This window comes from Pseudosporangium ferrugineum, assembly GCF_003002065.1.
GTDB lineage: Bacteria > Actinomycetota > Actinomycetes > Mycobacteriales > Micromonosporaceae > Actinoplanes > Actinoplanes ferrugineus_A.
This window is the reverse complement of record NZ_PVZG01000015.1, coordinates 26,228-40,887: the sequence shown is the minus strand read 5'-3', so window position 1 is coordinate 40,887 and position 14,660 is coordinate 26,228. Positions and strand designations below refer to the sequence as shown.

Annotated in this window: 13 protein-coding genes; 9 read left to right on the top strand and 4 right to left on the bottom strand. The window is 73.8% G+C overall.

Annotation, left to right across the window (positions count from 1 at the left end; translation table 11 throughout):
- The first annotated feature begins 35 nt into the window (after positions 1–35).
- A complete protein-coding gene (locus CLV70_RS27665; RefSeq protein ID WP_245908496.1) occupies positions 36–2,075 on the top strand; it encodes an N-acetylmuramoyl-L-alanine amidase in 2,040 nt (679 codons plus the stop codon).
- Here CLV70_RS27665 and CLV70_RS27660 read toward each other — a convergent pair.
- Entirely contained in the window at positions 2,063–2,662 is a 600-nt protein-coding gene (locus CLV70_RS27660; protein ID WP_106129542.1) for a sigma factor, read from the bottom strand. The genes CLV70_RS27665 and CLV70_RS27660 overlap by 13 nt on opposite strands.
- A 164-nt stretch (positions 2,663–2,826) precedes the next feature.
- Between CLV70_RS27660 and CLV70_RS27655 the strand changes: the two genes are divergently transcribed.
- The 4 genes from CLV70_RS27655 to CLV70_RS27640 all read left to right on the top strand — a co-directional run bounded on the left by CLV70_RS27655 (position 2,827) and on the right by CLV70_RS27640 (position 6,609).
- A complete protein-coding gene (locus CLV70_RS27655) occupies positions 2,827–3,081 on the top strand; it encodes a DUF5999 family protein (RefSeq protein ID WP_106129541.1) in 255 nt (84 codons plus the stop codon).
- A gap of 9 nt (positions 3,082–3,090) precedes the next feature.
- Entirely contained in the window at positions 3,091–5,427 is a 2,337-nt protein-coding gene (locus CLV70_RS27650; RefSeq protein WP_106129540.1) for an ATP-binding protein, read from the top strand.
- A 62-nt stretch (positions 5,428–5,489) separates the two neighbouring features.
- On the top strand, positions 5,490–6,047 hold the full coding sequence (locus CLV70_RS27645) for a dihydrofolate reductase family protein (protein WP_106129539.1): 558 nt from the start codon (positions 5,490–5,492) through the stop codon (positions 6,045–6,047).
- A 214-nt stretch (positions 6,048–6,261) separates the two neighbouring features.
- The gene (locus CLV70_RS27640) at positions 6,262–6,609 is read left to right on the top strand and encodes a peptidase inhibitor family I36 protein (RefSeq protein WP_158277834.1); all 348 of its coding nucleotides are present in this window, start codon (positions 6,262–6,264) and stop codon (positions 6,607–6,609) included.
- A gap of 154 nt (positions 6,610–6,763) precedes the next feature.
- On the opposite strand, the gene CLV70_RS27635 is transcribed toward CLV70_RS27640, so the two are convergent.
- Positions 6,764–7,255 carry a TspO/MBR family protein gene (locus CLV70_RS27635; protein WP_106129537.1) on the bottom strand — a complete coding sequence of 164 codons (492 nt, stop codon included), beginning with the start codon at positions 7,253–7,255 and terminating at the stop codon, positions 6,764–6,766.
- Between the two features lie 9 nt (positions 7,256–7,264).
- Positions 7,265–7,885 carry a TetR/AcrR family transcriptional regulator gene (locus tag CLV70_RS27630; protein ID WP_211303904.1) on the bottom strand — a complete coding sequence of 207 codons (621 nt, stop codon included), beginning with the start codon at positions 7,883–7,885 and terminating at the stop codon, positions 7,265–7,267.
- A gap of 60 nt (positions 7,886–7,945) precedes the next feature.
- Between CLV70_RS27630 and CLV70_RS27625 the strand changes: the two genes are divergently transcribed.
- Positions 7,946–9,565 (top strand): CocE/NonD family hydrolase, encoded by a 1,620-nt coding sequence (locus CLV70_RS27625; protein ID WP_106129536.1) that lies wholly within the window; start codon positions 7,946–7,948, stop codon positions 9,563–9,565.
- A 7-nt stretch (positions 9,566–9,572) separates the two neighbouring features.
- Here CLV70_RS27625 and CLV70_RS27620 read toward each other — a convergent pair whose 3' ends face one another.
- Complete coding sequence (locus CLV70_RS27620; RefSeq protein WP_106129535.1) at positions 9,573–11,273, bottom strand: alpha-glucosidase; 1,701 nt, start codon at positions 11,271–11,273, stop codon at positions 9,573–9,575.
- Between the two features lie 61 nt (positions 11,274–11,334).
- Here CLV70_RS27620 and CLV70_RS27615 point away from each other — a divergent pair, with 61 nt between their 5' ends.
- From CLV70_RS27615 to CLV70_RS27605, 3 genes are all read left to right on the top strand, one after another.
- A complete protein-coding gene (locus CLV70_RS27615; RefSeq protein ID WP_106129685.1) occupies positions 11,335–12,336 on the top strand; it encodes a glycosyltransferase family 4 protein in 1,002 nt (333 codons plus the stop codon).
- Positions 12,337–12,437: 101 nt separating this feature from the next.
- On the top strand, positions 12,438–13,589 hold the full coding sequence (locus CLV70_RS27610) for a glycosyltransferase (protein ID WP_106129534.1): 1,152 nt from the start codon (positions 12,438–12,440) through the stop codon (positions 13,587–13,589).
- Positions 13,586–14,650, top strand: coding sequence for a glycosyltransferase (locus CLV70_RS27605; RefSeq protein WP_106129533.1), 1,065 nt, complete (start codon positions 13,586–13,588; stop codon positions 14,648–14,650). The genes CLV70_RS27610 and CLV70_RS27605 overlap by 4 nt, the downstream gene beginning before the upstream one ends.
- The last annotated feature ends 10 nt before the right edge of the window (positions 14,651–14,660 follow it).

The following is a 14,660-nucleotide window of genomic DNA, read 5'->3' as shown; positions in this document are numbered from 1 at the left end:
TGAAGCGAACGCACAGCCGAGTCATCAGTACGGCATTGAGCACCACCGTCGCCCTGAGTGGCACCTTGGTGGTCCTGAGCAGCGGTGATCCGTCGACGACCGGGATCCGGGCGGCCCTGACCGCGACGGAACCGACCCTGCAGACCGTGGCGCTGACGGCCGACGGCTCGTCGCCGACCGGCCGCACCTTCTCGGCGCCGGCGGGGCGGGCCATGGCGCCGCGTACCACCGGGCGGTTCGCCCTGGTCGGCGCCACCTGGACCGACCCGGCCCGGCGGCTCACCGGCACCGTGCAGGTACGCACCCGCTCCGCCGCCGACGGCACCTGGACGCCCTGGCAGACGCTCGAGGCGGACGCCCCGAACCCGGCCGAACCGGGCTCCGCCGACGCCCGGGGCGCCCGCGGCAGCACCGACCCGCTGTGGGTGGGGCCGTCCGACGGCGTCGAGGCGCGGGTGGCGGACGGCTCCGGGGGAACCGCGGCGCTGCCGCCCGGGCTCCGGCTCGACCTCATCGACCCCGGCGACCCGGCCGCCGCCGAGGTCCCGGTGCCGAAGGCGTACGCGGAGGTCGAGGAGCCGCCCCGGCCGGTGCCGGACCTCGTCAGCCGGGCGCGGTGGGGCGCGAACGAGCGGCTGGTCGAGAACGCGCCCGAGTACACCACCGACGTGCAGGTGCTGTTCGTGCACCACACGGCCGGGACCAACAGCTACAGCTGCGCGGACTCCCCCGCGATCGTGCGGAGCATCCAGGCGTACCACGTGAAGAGCAAGCACTGGAACGACATCGGCTACAACTTCCTGGTCGACAAGTGCGGGACGCTGTTCGAGGGGCGGGGCGGCGGGATCACCCGGCCGGTGCTGGGGGCGCACACGCTCGGCTTCAACGCGCGCAGCAGCGCCATCGCGGTGCTCGGCAACTACATGTCGCGCGATGTTCCGGCTCGGGTGCGGACGGTCATCGCTCAGGTGGCGGCGTACAAGCTGGGGGCGTACGGGAACCCGCCCGCCGGCCGGGTCTCACTGATCTCCAGCGGCAGCGACCGGTACGCCCGCGGCAGCCGCGCCGTGCTCAACCGCGTCTCCGGGCACCGCGACACCGGCCGCACCGAGTGCCCCGGCGACGCCCTGTACGGCCGGCTCGGCGCGATCCGCTCGCTCGCCGCGGCGGGCCCGTCCGGCCTCGCGGTCACCAAGATCAACGGCGCCGTCCGGATCGGCGGCACCTGGTTCACCCGGGGCGCGGTCCGGCCGTACTGGCAGGTCGGCACGCCCGGCACCCTGATGCACCGCTACGACGTGTACGTCGACGGCGATCTGACCGCCTCCGTGCCCGCCACCGAGCGCCAGCAGTTGCTGCGGCTCGAGCCGGGGCGGCACACCGTACGCGTGCGGGCAGTGGCCCTCAACGGCCGCGTCGCCGTCACCGACACCCTCGTGTACGCCGACCAGACCCTCCCGGAGTTCACCGGCGGCCCGACGGTGACGCTGCGCCCCGGCTCGCTCGACGGCATCGTGCCGGTGCGGCTGCGCTGGGCGGTCCGGGACGCGGGCGGCCTGCGCACCGTACGCCTGACCACCCCCGCCACCGTGGGCCTGCCGATCACGGCGACCTCCTGGGCGGGCTCGGTCCGGCCGGGCGCGGCGACCACGTACGGCCTGCGCGCCACGGACCGGGCGGGCAACGCCCGGTCGGTGGCGGCCGTGCGCACCCCGGTGCTGGTCTCCGAGGCCCGGGCCGAGCGGCAGGGCACCTGGCGCGCCATCGGCAGCCCCGCCTACCTGGGCGGTTCGGCGCTGCGGGCAACCACCGCCGGCGCGGCGCTGAGCTGGTCGTTCACCGGCCGGTCGGCGGCGCTGGCGGTGAGCCGCACCGCGGTCTCCGGCCGAATCCGGGTGTACGTGGACGGCAAGCCCGCGGGCATCGTCGACCTGCGCTCGCCGGACGCCCTGCACCGCCGCGCGGTGTGGACCCGCTCGTGGACCGCCGCCGGCCCGCACACGGTCAGGATCGTCGCCGAGGGCACCGCCGGCCGCCCCGGCGTCATCTCGGACGGGCTGGTCTACCTGAAGTAGGGGTCGTCGCCGGTCTGCCGGTCGAGCACGACCCGCAGCTCCCGCATGGCGAAGTAGAGGCTCGACTTCAGGTCGCTCACCGGCACGCCGCGCGCCTCGGCCGCGGCCTCCAGAGAGACGCCACGGTAGAAGAGCTCGACGAGGACCTCGCGGTGCGACGCCGCGAGGTCCTCCATCGCCCGCACGATCGTGGTCTCCGGGCGGGGGGACGGCGAGCGCTCCGCCGGCACGACGACGGGGCGGTCGTCATGCCCTGCGGGAGCGGAGCGCTCGCCGTCGCGCAGCACCGTACGGGCCGTGAGCACCAGCCACGGCCGTACCGCGGAAGCCCGCGGGGGGTAGCGGGCAGGATCCTGCGCTGCGCGGTAGAAGGTCTCCTTGAGCACGTCCATGGCGGCGGCCTCGTCGCCACCGGTGCGGCGCAGCACGTACGCCTCGAGCGCCCGGCGGTGCGGCGCCACCAGGGCGTCGAACGCCTCGGCCGCCCGCTCCCGCGCCGCCCGCTCGGCAGAGCTGCCGGGCATCGGCGCGAAGAGGTCCGCGTGCATCGGCGGCCTGCCGGTCCGGTCCGCCGCGTGGCGGCCCATGGGTGCCCCTTCCCTTGATCGTGCGAAGGTCCCATCGTGATCCACCGGGCGGCCGGAGACACCGGGGAAAGTACCCACGTCCGCGGATTCAGGTATGACCCGGGTAGTTCCCCGGTGTCCCCCGGGCGTGTCGCGACGAACTCTTGCTGCCGGAAGGGAGCGAGATGCAGTGCAGTCACGTGCCGCCCTGCCCCCGGGCGGCGGACACCGACCATGAGGCCGCGCGCGTCGTGGCCACCCACCCTGAGCAGGGCTGGAGCCTGCTCTGCAACGGCGTGGTGACCTTCGACGACTGCGGCGAGCTGCTGCCCGACGGCCGTGCCGTGGCGGCGCCGGCGGGTCCGGTGCTTGCCCTGGCGCACCACAGCGGCGTCCCCGCGGGCATCCGGCGCACCGCAATCGGGGGTCGCACACACTAACGTGCTCCTATGAGCACCGCCACGACCGCGCGCGGTACCTCCGGGAACCTGCCCGCCGAGGTGACGAGCTTCGTGGGCCGGCGCCACGAGCTGAACGGCGTCCGGCGGATGCTCTCGACCAGCCGCCTGGTGACGCTGACCGGCGCGGGCGGGGTGGGCAAGACCCGGCTCGCCCGGCACGCCGGGCTGGAGCTGCGCCGCGCGTTCCCCGACGGCGTGTGGTTCGCCGAGCTGGCCGAGCTGCGCGATCCCGATCTGGTCGCGGTGACGGTGGCCGAGGTGCTGGGCGTACGGGAGGAAGCGGTCAGTCCCGACGCGCCGGGACTGGCGACGTTCCTGGCCGACCGGCAGGCCCTGCTCATCCTCGACAACTGCGAGCACCTCGTCGCGGCGTGCGCCGACCTGGCCGAGACGCTGCTGCGCGCCTGCCCGCGGCTGCGCATCCTGGTGACCAGCCGCCAGGCGCTGCGGATCGCGGGCGAGGCGACGCTGACCGTGCAGCCGCTGTCGGTCCCCGAGTCGGACACCGCCTGCACCCCGGCCGACCTGGCCCGTTACGAGGCGGCGAGCCTGCTCGTGGAACGGGCGACCGCGGTGCTGCCGGGCTTCGAGGTGACCGAGGCGAACTGCGCCACAGTCACCGCGCTGTGCCAGGCGCTGGAGGGCATGCCGCTGGCGATCGAGCTGGCCGTGGCGCGGCTGCGGGTCCTCACCCTCGACGAGATCCTCGAACGGCTGACCGACCGTTACCGCCTGCTCACCACCGGAGCCCGCAACGCGCCGGCCCGGCAGCAGACCCTGCGCGCCCTGATCGACTGGAGCTGGGACCTCTGCGCCGAGCCGGAGCGCCTGCTGTGGTCGCGGCTGTCGGTGTTCTCCGGCGGCTTCGAACTCGACGCCGCCGAGCGGGTGTGCGCGTTCCCGCCGCTCGCCGCGGACTCGATCCTCGACCTCATCGCGTCCCTGGTGGACAAGTCGATCGTCTTCCGGGTCGGCGACGGCCCCCGGGCCCGCTACAAGATGCTCGAGGTGGTCCGCGAGTACGGCGCCGCCCGCCTCGCCGAGGCCGGCGAGCAGCAGGAGGTCGCGCAGCGGCACGGGGACTGGTTCGCCGAGCTGGCCCGGTACGGCGACGTGCACTGGGCGAGCCCGGACCAGGCGGCGCTGATGCTGCGCCTGCGCCACGAGCAGGCCAACCTGCGGGTCGCGCTCGAGCACGCGGTCCGTACCGCGCCGCCGGAGGTCTCCCTGCGCTTCGCGGCGGACCTGCAGAACCACTGGTTCGTCCGCGGCTTCCTCTCCGAGGGCCGGCACTGGCTGGACCGCGCCCTGGCCCTGCCCCCGGCCCGCCACTGGACCCGGGTCCGGGCGCTGCGCGTGGCGTCCTGGATCGCCTGCATCCAGGGTGACCGGCAACGCGCCTCCGCCCTGCTGGCCGACGCGAAGGCGCTCAACGCCACCCTGCCGCCGTCGCCGGAGAACGCCTTCATCCCGGTCGTCGAGGGCAACATCGCGATGTTCGCGGGCGACCCCGCCGCGGCGCTGCCGCTGTTCGAGGAGGCCCTGGCCGGCATCCGCGCGCTCGGCTCCCCCAGCGGCGAGATGTGGTGCCTCTGCGTGCTCGGCATGGCCCGCGGCCTGTCCTCCCCCGACCCGTCCGCCGGCTACGCCGACCTGGCCGCCTGCCAGGAGCTGGCCGCGGAACACGGCGAGGTGTGGTGGCGCTCGTTCGCACTGTGGTCGCTGAGCGTGCTCCGCTGGCGGGCCGGCGACAACGCGGGCGCGGCCCAGGCGGCGCGGGAGAGCCTGCAGATCGACGCGCTGGTGGAGGACGAGCAGTTCACCGTCGGCCTGGCCCTGGAGTCGCTCGGCTGGGTGGCCGTCACCGAACGCCGGGACCAGCGCGCGGCCCAGCTGATCGGGGCGTCGGACCGCATGTGGAGCGCCATGCAGGCGTCCCTCTCCACCTTTCGCGCGATGCGCGAGTTCCACGACGAGGCCACCTCGCAACTCCGCGCCCGCCTGGGCGACCGCGCCTTCGAGACGGCCTTCGCCCGCGGCGTCGCCCTCACCACGGCGGAGGCGGTGGCCCTGGCGATGGAACGGGTGCCGGCCCCCCGCCCGGCGCCGGCCCCGGACGAGCCGGCCCGGCTGGCCGACCTCGGCCTCACCCGCCGCGAGCAGGAGGTGGCGGCGCTGGTCGCGGAGGGCCTGACCAACCGCGAGATCGCGGCCCGCCTGGTGGTGGCGCAGCGTACGGCGGAGGGCCACGTCGAGAACATCCTGAGCAAGCTCGGCTTCACCTCCCGCGCCCAGGTGGCCGCCTGGCTGGCCTCCCAGCGATGATCGCGTCCGGGACACGCCGCTGAGCCGCGGTTCCCGGGCGGGTTCGCGTAAGGTCGCCGGTCATGGGCCTGCTCACCTTCAGCCTCAACGTCACCCTGGACGGTTGCGTCGACCACCGGGAGGGCATCGCCGACGACGAGACGCACGCGTACTTCACCCGGCTCATGGACGAGGCCGGGGCGATGCTGTGGGGCCGCGTCACCTACGAGATGATGGAGAGCGCCTGGCCGGCCGTCGCCCGCGGCGACGTGGAGGCGCCGCCGGCCCTCCGCGAGTGGGCGGTCAAGCTGGAGACCAAGCCCAAGTACGTGGTGTCGGCGACACGCACGGACTTCCCGTGGGCCGGCAGCCACCACCTCGCCGGCGACCTGAGCGAGGGCGTGCGGAGGCTCAAGGACGCGACCCCGGCCGGAGTCCTCCTGGGGAGCGGCGCGCTGGCCACCGAACTCGACCGCCTGGACCTGATCGACGAGTACCGGCTGCTCGTCCACCCCATGATCGCCGGCCACGGCCCGAAGCTGCACGAGGGCGGCCTGCCCGCCACGCGCCGCCTCGAGCTGCTCTCGGCGAAGCCCTTCCGCAACGGCGTCGTGGCCCTGCACTACCGCCGCGTGCGCTGAATCACCGGAAGACCGGCATATCCGGGCAATCAACCTTCCCGAGCAGGCAGCCATGCCCGAATCCCGTAGGAAGTGCGATTGGTCCGTTCATAGAGTCGGACCGCAACTGATCAAGATCGTTTCCGGCCGCCGGAGCGATCGCGGGAAAATTGAGGTACGGCATGTCATCGAAGCGCAAGTTCAGCTCGCCAGCCTCGCCGTGACGGTGGGACTGGTGTCATCGGCGCTCGTGGCGCCCGCCGCCGCCCACGCGGCCTTCGCGGACTGCCCGCAGGAGATCTACTGCCTGTGGACGGAGTTCGACGGCACGGGCGGCGCCCTCTTCACCGCCACCGACCAGCCGGACCTCCGGGCCCGGAACCTGAACGACGTGATCAGCTCGGTCAACAACACCTCCAGCACGCGAGGCCTGTGCCTGTACCCGGACATCAACTACAAGTCGGTCACCTGGATGGGCTACGTCCCGCCGAAGACCTCGATGAACCTCGAGGCCGACGGCCTCGACAACGCCCTCAGCTCGGTCAAGTGGGCGCCGACGAACGACGCGGGCTCCTGCCGCTGACCTGAGTCGCCCGGGCCGCGAGGAATCACCTCGCGGCCCGAACGACGACGGCGCCGGGGTTCAGGCACGGACCGGGTTGCGAGCAGCAAGATCCTGCTCAGCACGGCCCGGTCGGGGAGCATCGTCGTACGGGCCGGCAACGCCGGGGGCGGGGTCAGTTGGCCAGCCAGATGGCGGTGTTGAGGGCGGTCGCGAACGTCACCCACGCCCAGTAGGGCAGCAGCAGTCCGGCCGCGAGCCGGGAGATCGGGCGGAACAGGAGGACCGTCGCGCCGATCGCGAGCCACATCAGGACGATGTCGATCAGGGCCAGGCCGTATTCGCCGAAGCCGAAGAAGATCGGGGTCCAGAGCGCATTCAGGACCAGTTGGATCGCGTACGCCGTGAGCGCCGGTGTCCACCCCGAGCGCCGCCACGCCAGCCAGCCGGCGACGGCGATCGTCGCGTACAGGAGGGTCCAGACCGGGCCGAACAGCCACGACGGCGGGGCCCACGGTGGCTGGTCGAGGCCCTGGTATTCGGCCGAGGTGCCGGCCACGCCGAGGCCGCCGATCGCGGCCGCCAGGGTCACCGCGGCGGCGAACGGGACGAGGCCCCACCGGGAGCCGGGCGAGCGACGGGGCCGGTACGCGACGTGACTGGTCATGGTCCCCAGCTACCCGGTGAGGCTGGCGATCATGCGCTCGGCGATGACCGGGAACGCCGGCGGCGGGCCGGAGCCGCCCTCGGCCAGCACCTCCGCCAGCCGCGGGTAGGCGCCGCTCGCCACCGCCTCCTGGAGCCGGTCGACCTGCGCCGCGACGTGTTCGCCGGCGGTGCGGCCGGCGCGGGCCTGGGCGAGCTCGTGGTTCACGTAGCCGGCGACGAAGCCGGTCAGGAGTGCCAGGACCTCCAGCTTGGCGGGGCCGGACAGCCGGGTGCCGGCGAGGGCCGCCAGCCCGCGTTCGAGGTATCCGATGGCGTTCGGGCCGCTGAGGCCGCGCCCGGGCAGCGCGGCCGGCAGCCACGGGTGGCGCAGCATCAGGTCGCGCTGCCACCCGGCGAGGTGGAGCAGCGTGGGTGCCGGCGGCCCGTCGTACCCGCTCACGTGCTCGATCATGTGGTCGACCAGCTCGTCCTTGTCCCGGACGTACGTGTAGAGCGACATCACGCCCGCGCCGAGTTCGGTGGCGAGCCGCCGCATGGTGAGCGCGTCGAGGCCTTCCGTGTCGGCGACGGCCACGGCGGCGGCCACGACGTCGGTACGGGTCCGGGCGGGCGGGCGGCCACGGGGCACAGCGAACCTCCGGCATGGGTTACCATTTCCAGTACAACGTACGGGAAATGAGGTGCGGTCATGCGACGACTGCCATTCTTCCTCCGCGTGTGGGCCGGGAGGCGACGGCCACGGGGGTCCTACGAGGTGCGCCGGGAGACGGCCGTGCCGGTTCCGGGCGCCGACGGCAGCATCCTGCTCACCGACCACTACGCCCCGGTCACCGACCGGGAGGTGCCGACGCTGCTGGTGCGCAGCACGTACGGCCGCGGCTTCCCCTGGAACCTGCTCTACGGCGTGCGCTTCGCCGAACAGGGCTTCCACGTCGTCCTGCAGAGCCCCCGGGGCACCGGCGGCTCGGAGGGCGACTTCCACTTCTGGCGGCACCACGCGGAGGACGGCAACGCGACCGTCGACTGGCTCCGCAAGCAGCAGTGGTTCACCGGCGCGCTCGGCACGGCCGGCCCGAGCCACCTCGCGTACGTGCAGTGGGCGCTCGCCCTCGACCCGCCGCCCGAGCTGCGCGCCGCCACGATGCAGGTGCCGATCCACGATCCGTACGACGCCCTGCACCCGGGCGGGCAGTGCGCGTTCGGCCTGGAGCTCGGGCTGGTCAGCGGCGCCATCCTGCTGAACCGGGGCGCCGGGACGGCCGGGTACACGCGGGCCGTCCTGCGGCTGCTGCGCCACCTCCGGCGCGTCGTACGGGCGGTGCCGCTCCTCGACTCCTACCGCCGGGCGTTCGGGGGCCGGCGGCAGGAGTTCGAGGACTGGCTCACCCACCCGTACCCGGATGACCCGTTCTGGGCCGGCGCCGACGCCGGGGCCGCGGCGGACCGGCTCACCGCGCCGGTCGCCCTCGCCACCGGCTGGCACGACCTGGCCCTGGACCAGACGCTGCGGCAGTACGCCCGCCTGCGCCGCGCCGGCCGGACCCCGGGGCTGCTCATCGGTCCCTGGACGCACAGCTCGGCGCTGGAGGAGGGCTGGAACGAGGTGTTCACCGACGCCGTCGCGCACCTGCGGGCCCATCTCGGCGACGGGCCCGAGCGACCCGGCCGGGTCCGGGTGCATATCGGCGGCGAGTGGCGGGAGTTGCCGGACTGGCCGCCGCCGAGCGCGCCGACCCGGTATCACCTGGGCGACGGCGGCGAGTTGCACGCCGGCGGGCCGGGCGACGACGCGCGCACCACGTTCCGCTACGACCCGCGCCACCCCACGCCGTCGCTCGGCGGCCAGGGGCAGTCGCGGCCGGGCGGCGCGGTGGACAACCGGCGGCTGGAGGCGCGCCCCGACGTCCGCACGTTCACCACCGCGCCGCTGGACGAGGCCGTCGAGGTGATCGGCCACGTCGCCGCCGACCTGCACGTCGGCGGCAGCACCGGGCACTTCGACGTGTTCGCCCGGCTCTGCGACGTCGCGCCGGACGGGCGTTCGGTCAACGTCTGCGACGGCCTGGTCCGGCTCACCCCGGACCACCACGACGGTGATCCCGTACGGGTGGAGTTGAGCGCCGCCGGCCACCGCTTCGCCCCGGGGCACCGGATCCGGCTCCAGGTCAGCGGGGGCGCGCACCCCCGCCGGCTGCGCAACTACGGCACCGGGGAGCCGGCCGCCACCGCGACGCGCCTGGTCGCGTCGGACACGACCGTGCACCACGGCCGTACCCGCCCGTCCGCGCTGGTGCTGCCGGTGGTGTGACGGGCCGTCACCGGCCTGCCGTGCGCCGGTAGACCACCACCTGCCAGGGCTCGAGCTCGAGATCCTCCGGCGCCGGGGCGTTCGTCAGCACCAGTTCCGCCGACGACCACGCCCCGGCGTCGTCCAGGCCGGCCCGGGCCCGCTCCCCCGAGAAGTTGCCGATCACCAGGAGTTCGGTGTCGCCGTGCCGGCGGGTGTACGCGTACAGCCGCTCGTCCTCCGGCAGCAGCATGGTGAAGTCGCCGTACACGACGACGGGGTCCTCGTGCCGCAGCTCGATGAGCCGGCGGTAGAAGTGGTAGACCGAGTCCGGGTCCTTGACCGCCGCCGCCGCGTTGATCTCCGTGTGGTTGGGGTTCACCGCCAGCCACGGCGTACCCGTCGTGAAACCCGCCTGCGGCGAGGCGTCCCACTGCATCGGCGTACGGGCGTTGTCGCGGCTCCGGGCCCGCAGCACGGTGAGCACGTCCTCGGGCGAGCGGCCCTCGTGCTCGACCGCCTGGGCGTAGTGGCCGAGCGCCTCGATGTCGCGGAAGTCGGCGATGGACCCGAACGGCGCGTTCGTCATGCCGAGCTCCTCGCCCTGGTAGACGTACGGCGTCCCGCGGTGCAGGTGCAGCACGGCACCGAGCATCTTCGCCGACCGTACGCGGAACTCCGCCGAGTCGTCACCGAAGCGCGACACGACCCGGGGCTGGTCGTGGTTGTTCCAGTAGAGGCTGTTCCAGCCGGCCTCGGCCAGCCCCGCCTGCCACCGGCCGAGGGTGGCCTTGAGCCTGGTGAGCCGCAGCGGGTAGAGGGTCCACGGGTCCGGTCCACGGTCGACGAAGACGTGCTCGAACTGGAAGACCATGTCGACCTCCTGCCGTGCGGGGTCGGTGTAGCGGATCGCCTCCTCGATGGTCACGCCCGGCATCTCGCCGACGGTCAGCAGCCGGTCGCGCCCGGCGAAGACGCGCTGGTACATCTCGTGCAGGAACTCGTGGTTGCGCGGCCCGTTCATGTAGTGCGGGGCGCCCTCGCCGTAGATCGAGCCGGGGCGTACCGCGCCGTCGGGCAGGGCGGTGTCCTTGGAGATGTGGTCGATGACGTCCATCCGGAAGCCGTCCACGCCCCGGTCGAGCCACCAGTTCATCATCGCGTACACCGCGTCGCGGACCTCGGGGTTCTCCCAGTTGAGGTCGGGCTGCTTGCGGCTGAAGATGTGCAGGTAGTACTCGCCCGATCCGGGGTCGTACTCCCACGCGGAGCCGCCGAAGACCGAGCCCCAGTTGTTCGGTTCGGCGCCGGGCGTGCCCGGTTCCATGCCTTCGCGGGCCGGGCGCCACCAGTACCAGTCCCGCTTGGGGCTGCCCTTGCCGGACCGGCTCTCGACGAACCAGGGGTGCTCGTCCGAGGAGTGGTTGACCACCAGGTCCATGACCAGGCGCAGGCCGCGCGCGTGCACCTCGGCGAGCAGCTCGTCGAAGTCCGCCAGGGTGCCGAACACCGGGTCGATGTCCTGGTACTCGCTGATGTCGTAGCCGTTGTCGTCCTGCGGGGAGCGGTAGACGGGCGACAGCCAGATGACGTCGGCGCCGAGCCCGGCGATGTGGTCGAGGTGCTGGATGATCCCCCTCAGGTCACCCATGCCGTCGCCGTCGGCGTCGGCGAAGCTGCGCGGATAGATCTGGTAAACGACGGCACTGTGCCACCAGGGGTTGTCCATGGTCCCTCTTTAACACGCGAACCCCGGACGAAACACCGGATCGGCTCCCATACTGGTGATCATGAAGGTGGCGCTGCTCGGGCCGGTCGCGTGGCGCACTCCGCCCGTCCACTACGGCCCGTGGGAACTGGTGACGAGCCTGCTGGCCGAGGGGCTGACCGCCCGCGGCGTCGACGTGACGCTGTTCGCCACGCTCGACTCGGTCACGAAGGCCACCCTGGACGGTGTCGTCGTGCGCGGCTACGAGGAGGACCCGGAGATCGACGGCCGGGTCTGGGAGGCGCTGCACGTCGGGTACGCCCTCGAGCGCTCCGGCGAGTTCGACCTCGTGCACAACCACCTGGACTGGCTGCCGCTCGCGTTCTCCGGCCACTGCCGGGCGCCGATGCTCACCACGATCCACGGGTTCTCCGGGCCGCACATCCTGCCGGCGTACCGCCGGGCCCGGTCCGCCTTCGTCTCCATCTCGGACGCCGACCGGTCCCCGTACCTGGAGTACGCGGGCACCGTCTACCACGGCGTCGACCTGGACGGGCTGCCGTTCGACCCGGACGGCGGCGACGGGCTGGTGTGCTTCGGGCGGATCCACCCGGACAAGGGCACGCACGAGGCCGTCGAGATCGCCCGCCGCGCGGGGCGCCGGCTCACCCTCTGCGGCATCGTGCAGGACGAGCGGTACTTCCAGGAGCGGGTCGAACCCCACATCGACGGCGACCGGGTGGTCTATCTCGGCTCGGTCGGCCCCGCGGACCGGGCGCGGATCCTCGGCGGCAGCGCGGCGCTGCTGCACCCGATCGGCTTCGCCGAGCCGTTCGGCCTGTCCGTGGTCGAGTCGATGATCTGCGGTACGCCCGTCGTGGCGTACCCGAAGGGATCGATGCCGGAGGTGGTCGACGAGGGCCTCACCGGCCGGCTGGTGGCGGACGCCGACGCGGCGGTGGCCGCGGTGGCGGGGATCGGGAGCCTGGACCGGGCGGCGTGCCGGGCGCGGGCCCGCAGCCGCTTCGGCGCGGACCGGATGGTCGACGACTACCTGCGGATTTACCGCGAACTGGCCGGTTGAAATCCGCTTACTTGTTAACGTCCTACTACCGGTTTGCGGCAATTTCTCGGAAGTGATCCCAGGCTGCGGGGAGGCAGCGACCTGAGCAGAAAGGGCCTGTCATGCCCGCCACGTACGGCTTTCTCAGTACCTATCCCCCGACCCAGTGCGGGTTGGCGACGTTCAATGCGGCACTGGCGTCCCACCTCACCGGTGGCGCGCCCGGCAGCGGCGTGGTCCGGCTGCTCTCCGCGGACGCGACCGGGGGCGGGCTGGAGGGCGGCCGTACGGCCCCGCGGGTCGTGCACACGTGGCACACCGACACGCCCGGCGGCTGGGCCGCCGCCGCGAACGCCCTGAACCGCTTCGACGTCGCCGTGGTCCAGCACGAGTACGGGATCTACCCGGGGGTGGACGGCGACGAGGTCCTGCCGCTGCTGCGCGCCCTCAAGGTGCCGGCCATCGTGGTGCTGCACACCGTCCTGAGCACGCCGTCGCCGATGCAGCGCTCGGTGCTCGAACGCGTCGTGGCCACGGCCGACGCGGTGGTGACCATGACCGACACCGCGCGCCGCCGCCTCGCCGAGGGCTACCGCATCGACGCCCGCAAGGTCACCGTGATCCCGCACGGCGCCGGCAGCCACACCAGCGCCCCGCGCGAGACGCTCGCCGTGCCGCACCTGCTGACCTGGGGGCTGCTCGGGCCCGGCAAGGGCATCGAGTGGGCGCTGCGCGCGCTGGCCCTGCTCGGCGACCTGGACCCCGCGCCGGTGTACACGGTCGCCGGGCGAACCCACCCGAAGGTGCTGGAGCAGCACGGGGACGCGTACCGGGAGTCGCTGCGGGCGCTCGCCGGCGACCTGGGCGTGGCCGAGCGGGTCCGGTGGGAGGACGTCTACCTGGACCAGGGCCAGCTGAGCCGGCTGATCCGCTCCGCCGACGTGGTGGTGCTGCCGTACGACTCCACCGAGCAGGTCACCTCCGGCGTGCTGATCGAGGCCGTGGGCGCCGGGGTGCCGGTGGTCGCCACGGAGTTCCCGCACGCCGTCGAGCTGCTCGCCGACGGCCCCGGACTGCTCGTGCCGCACCAGGACCCGCAGGCCATGGCCGCCGCCGTCCGGCACGTGCTGGCGGCGCCGTCCGGGCCGAACCTCCTCGCCGGGCTGACCGGCGGGCCGACCCTGCGCTGGCCCGCGGTGGCCGCCCGCTACCAGAGCCTCGCCGGCCGGCTGGTCGCGGACCGTACGCCCGTCGCCGCGTCCGTGCCCGCGTGAGCGTCTCCCTGCGGCTGGTGCCGTCACCGCCCCGCGTCGACGCGCCCGCCCCGGACTGGTCGCACGTCGCCCGCCTCTCCGACGACACCGGCCTGCTCGAGCACGCGCGCAACGCCACCGTCCGCCGCGAGCACGGCTACTGCGTCGACGACGTCGCCCGCGGCCTGGTGGTCGCCAGCCGGGAACCGCAGCCCACCGCGCGGGTGATCGGCCTCGCGGAGCGCTACCTCGCGTTCCTCACCCACGCCACGGCCCCCGACGGGGGCGTCCGGAACCGGCTCACGTACGACCGCCGCTGGCTCGACGAGCCCGGCACCGGCGACTGGTGGGGCCGGGCGGTCTGGGGGTTCGGCACCGCCGCCGCCCGCAGCACGGTGCCGTGGATCCGCCGGGAGGCCCGGGAGGCGTTCGCGGTCGCCGTACGCCGGCGTTCGCCCTGGCCCCGCGCGATGGCCTTCGCCGGCCTCGGCGCCGCGGAGGTGCTGCGCGCCGACCCGCGCGCCGGCGACGCCGCCCAGCTGCTCGGCGACGCGGCCACGGTGATCGGCCTGCCCGGCCGCGACCCGGGCTGGGTCTGGCCGGAACGCGAGCTGACCTACGCCAACCCGGCGCTGCCGGAGGTCCTCATCCAGGCCGGCGACCTGCTCGGCGACGAGCCGCTGCTGGCCGACGGGCTGCGGATGCTGGGCTGGCTCTGCCGGATGCAGGACCACGACGGCCACCTCTCGACCGTGCCGGTGGGCGGCTGGCGCCCGGGGGTCGAGCGGCACCGCTTCGACCAGCAGCCGATCGAGGCCGCCGCCACCGCGGACGCCTGCGCCACCGCGGCGGCCGTCACCGGCGACGACTCCTGGGAGGGCCCGCTGGTCGGCGCGATCGCCTGGTTCCTCGGGGACAACGACGGCGGCACCGTCATGTACGACCCCCAAACAGGTGGAGGTTACGACGGACTGACCCCCGATGGCCCTAATCTGAACCAAGGTGCCGAATCCACTCTCGCGCTCGTCTCCACGTTGCAGCATGCCCGCACGTTGGCAGGCCGGGGCGCGACCCGACCGTGAGGCGGCGCAG

Bases quoted from the DNA above. Each gene is read 5' to 3' on its own strand.
- CLV70_RS27660 (WP_106129542.1), bottom strand. From the start codon at position 2,662: ATGGGCCGCCACGCGGCGGACCGGACCGGCAGGCCGCCGATGCACGCG.
- CLV70_RS27655 (WP_106129541.1), top strand. From the start codon at position 2,827: ATGCAGTGCAGTCACGTGCCGCCCTGCCCCCGGGCGGCGGACACCGAC.
- CLV70_RS27650 (WP_106129540.1), top strand. From the start codon at position 3,091: ATGAGCACCGCCACGACCGCGCGCGGTACCTCCGGGAACCTGCCCGCC.
- CLV70_RS27645 (WP_106129539.1), top strand. From the start codon at position 5,490: ATGGGCCTGCTCACCTTCAGCCTCAACGTCACCCTGGACGGTTGCGTC.
- CLV70_RS27635 (WP_106129537.1), bottom strand. From the start codon at position 7,255: ATGACCAGTCACGTCGCGTACCGGCCCCGTCGCTCGCCCGGCTCCCGG.
- CLV70_RS27625 (WP_106129536.1), top strand. From the start codon at position 7,946: ATGCGACGACTGCCATTCTTCCTCCGCGTGTGGGCCGGGAGGCGACGG.
- CLV70_RS27620 (WP_106129535.1), bottom strand. From the start codon at position 11,273: ATGGACAACCCCTGGTGGCACAGTGCCGTCGTTTACCAGATCTATCCG.
- CLV70_RS27615 (WP_106129685.1), top strand. From the start codon at position 11,335: ATGAAGGTGGCGCTGCTCGGGCCGGTCGCGTGGCGCACTCCGCCCGTC.
- CLV70_RS27610 (WP_106129534.1), top strand. From the start codon at position 12,438: ATGCCCGCCACGTACGGCTTTCTCAGTACCTATCCCCCGACCCAGTGC.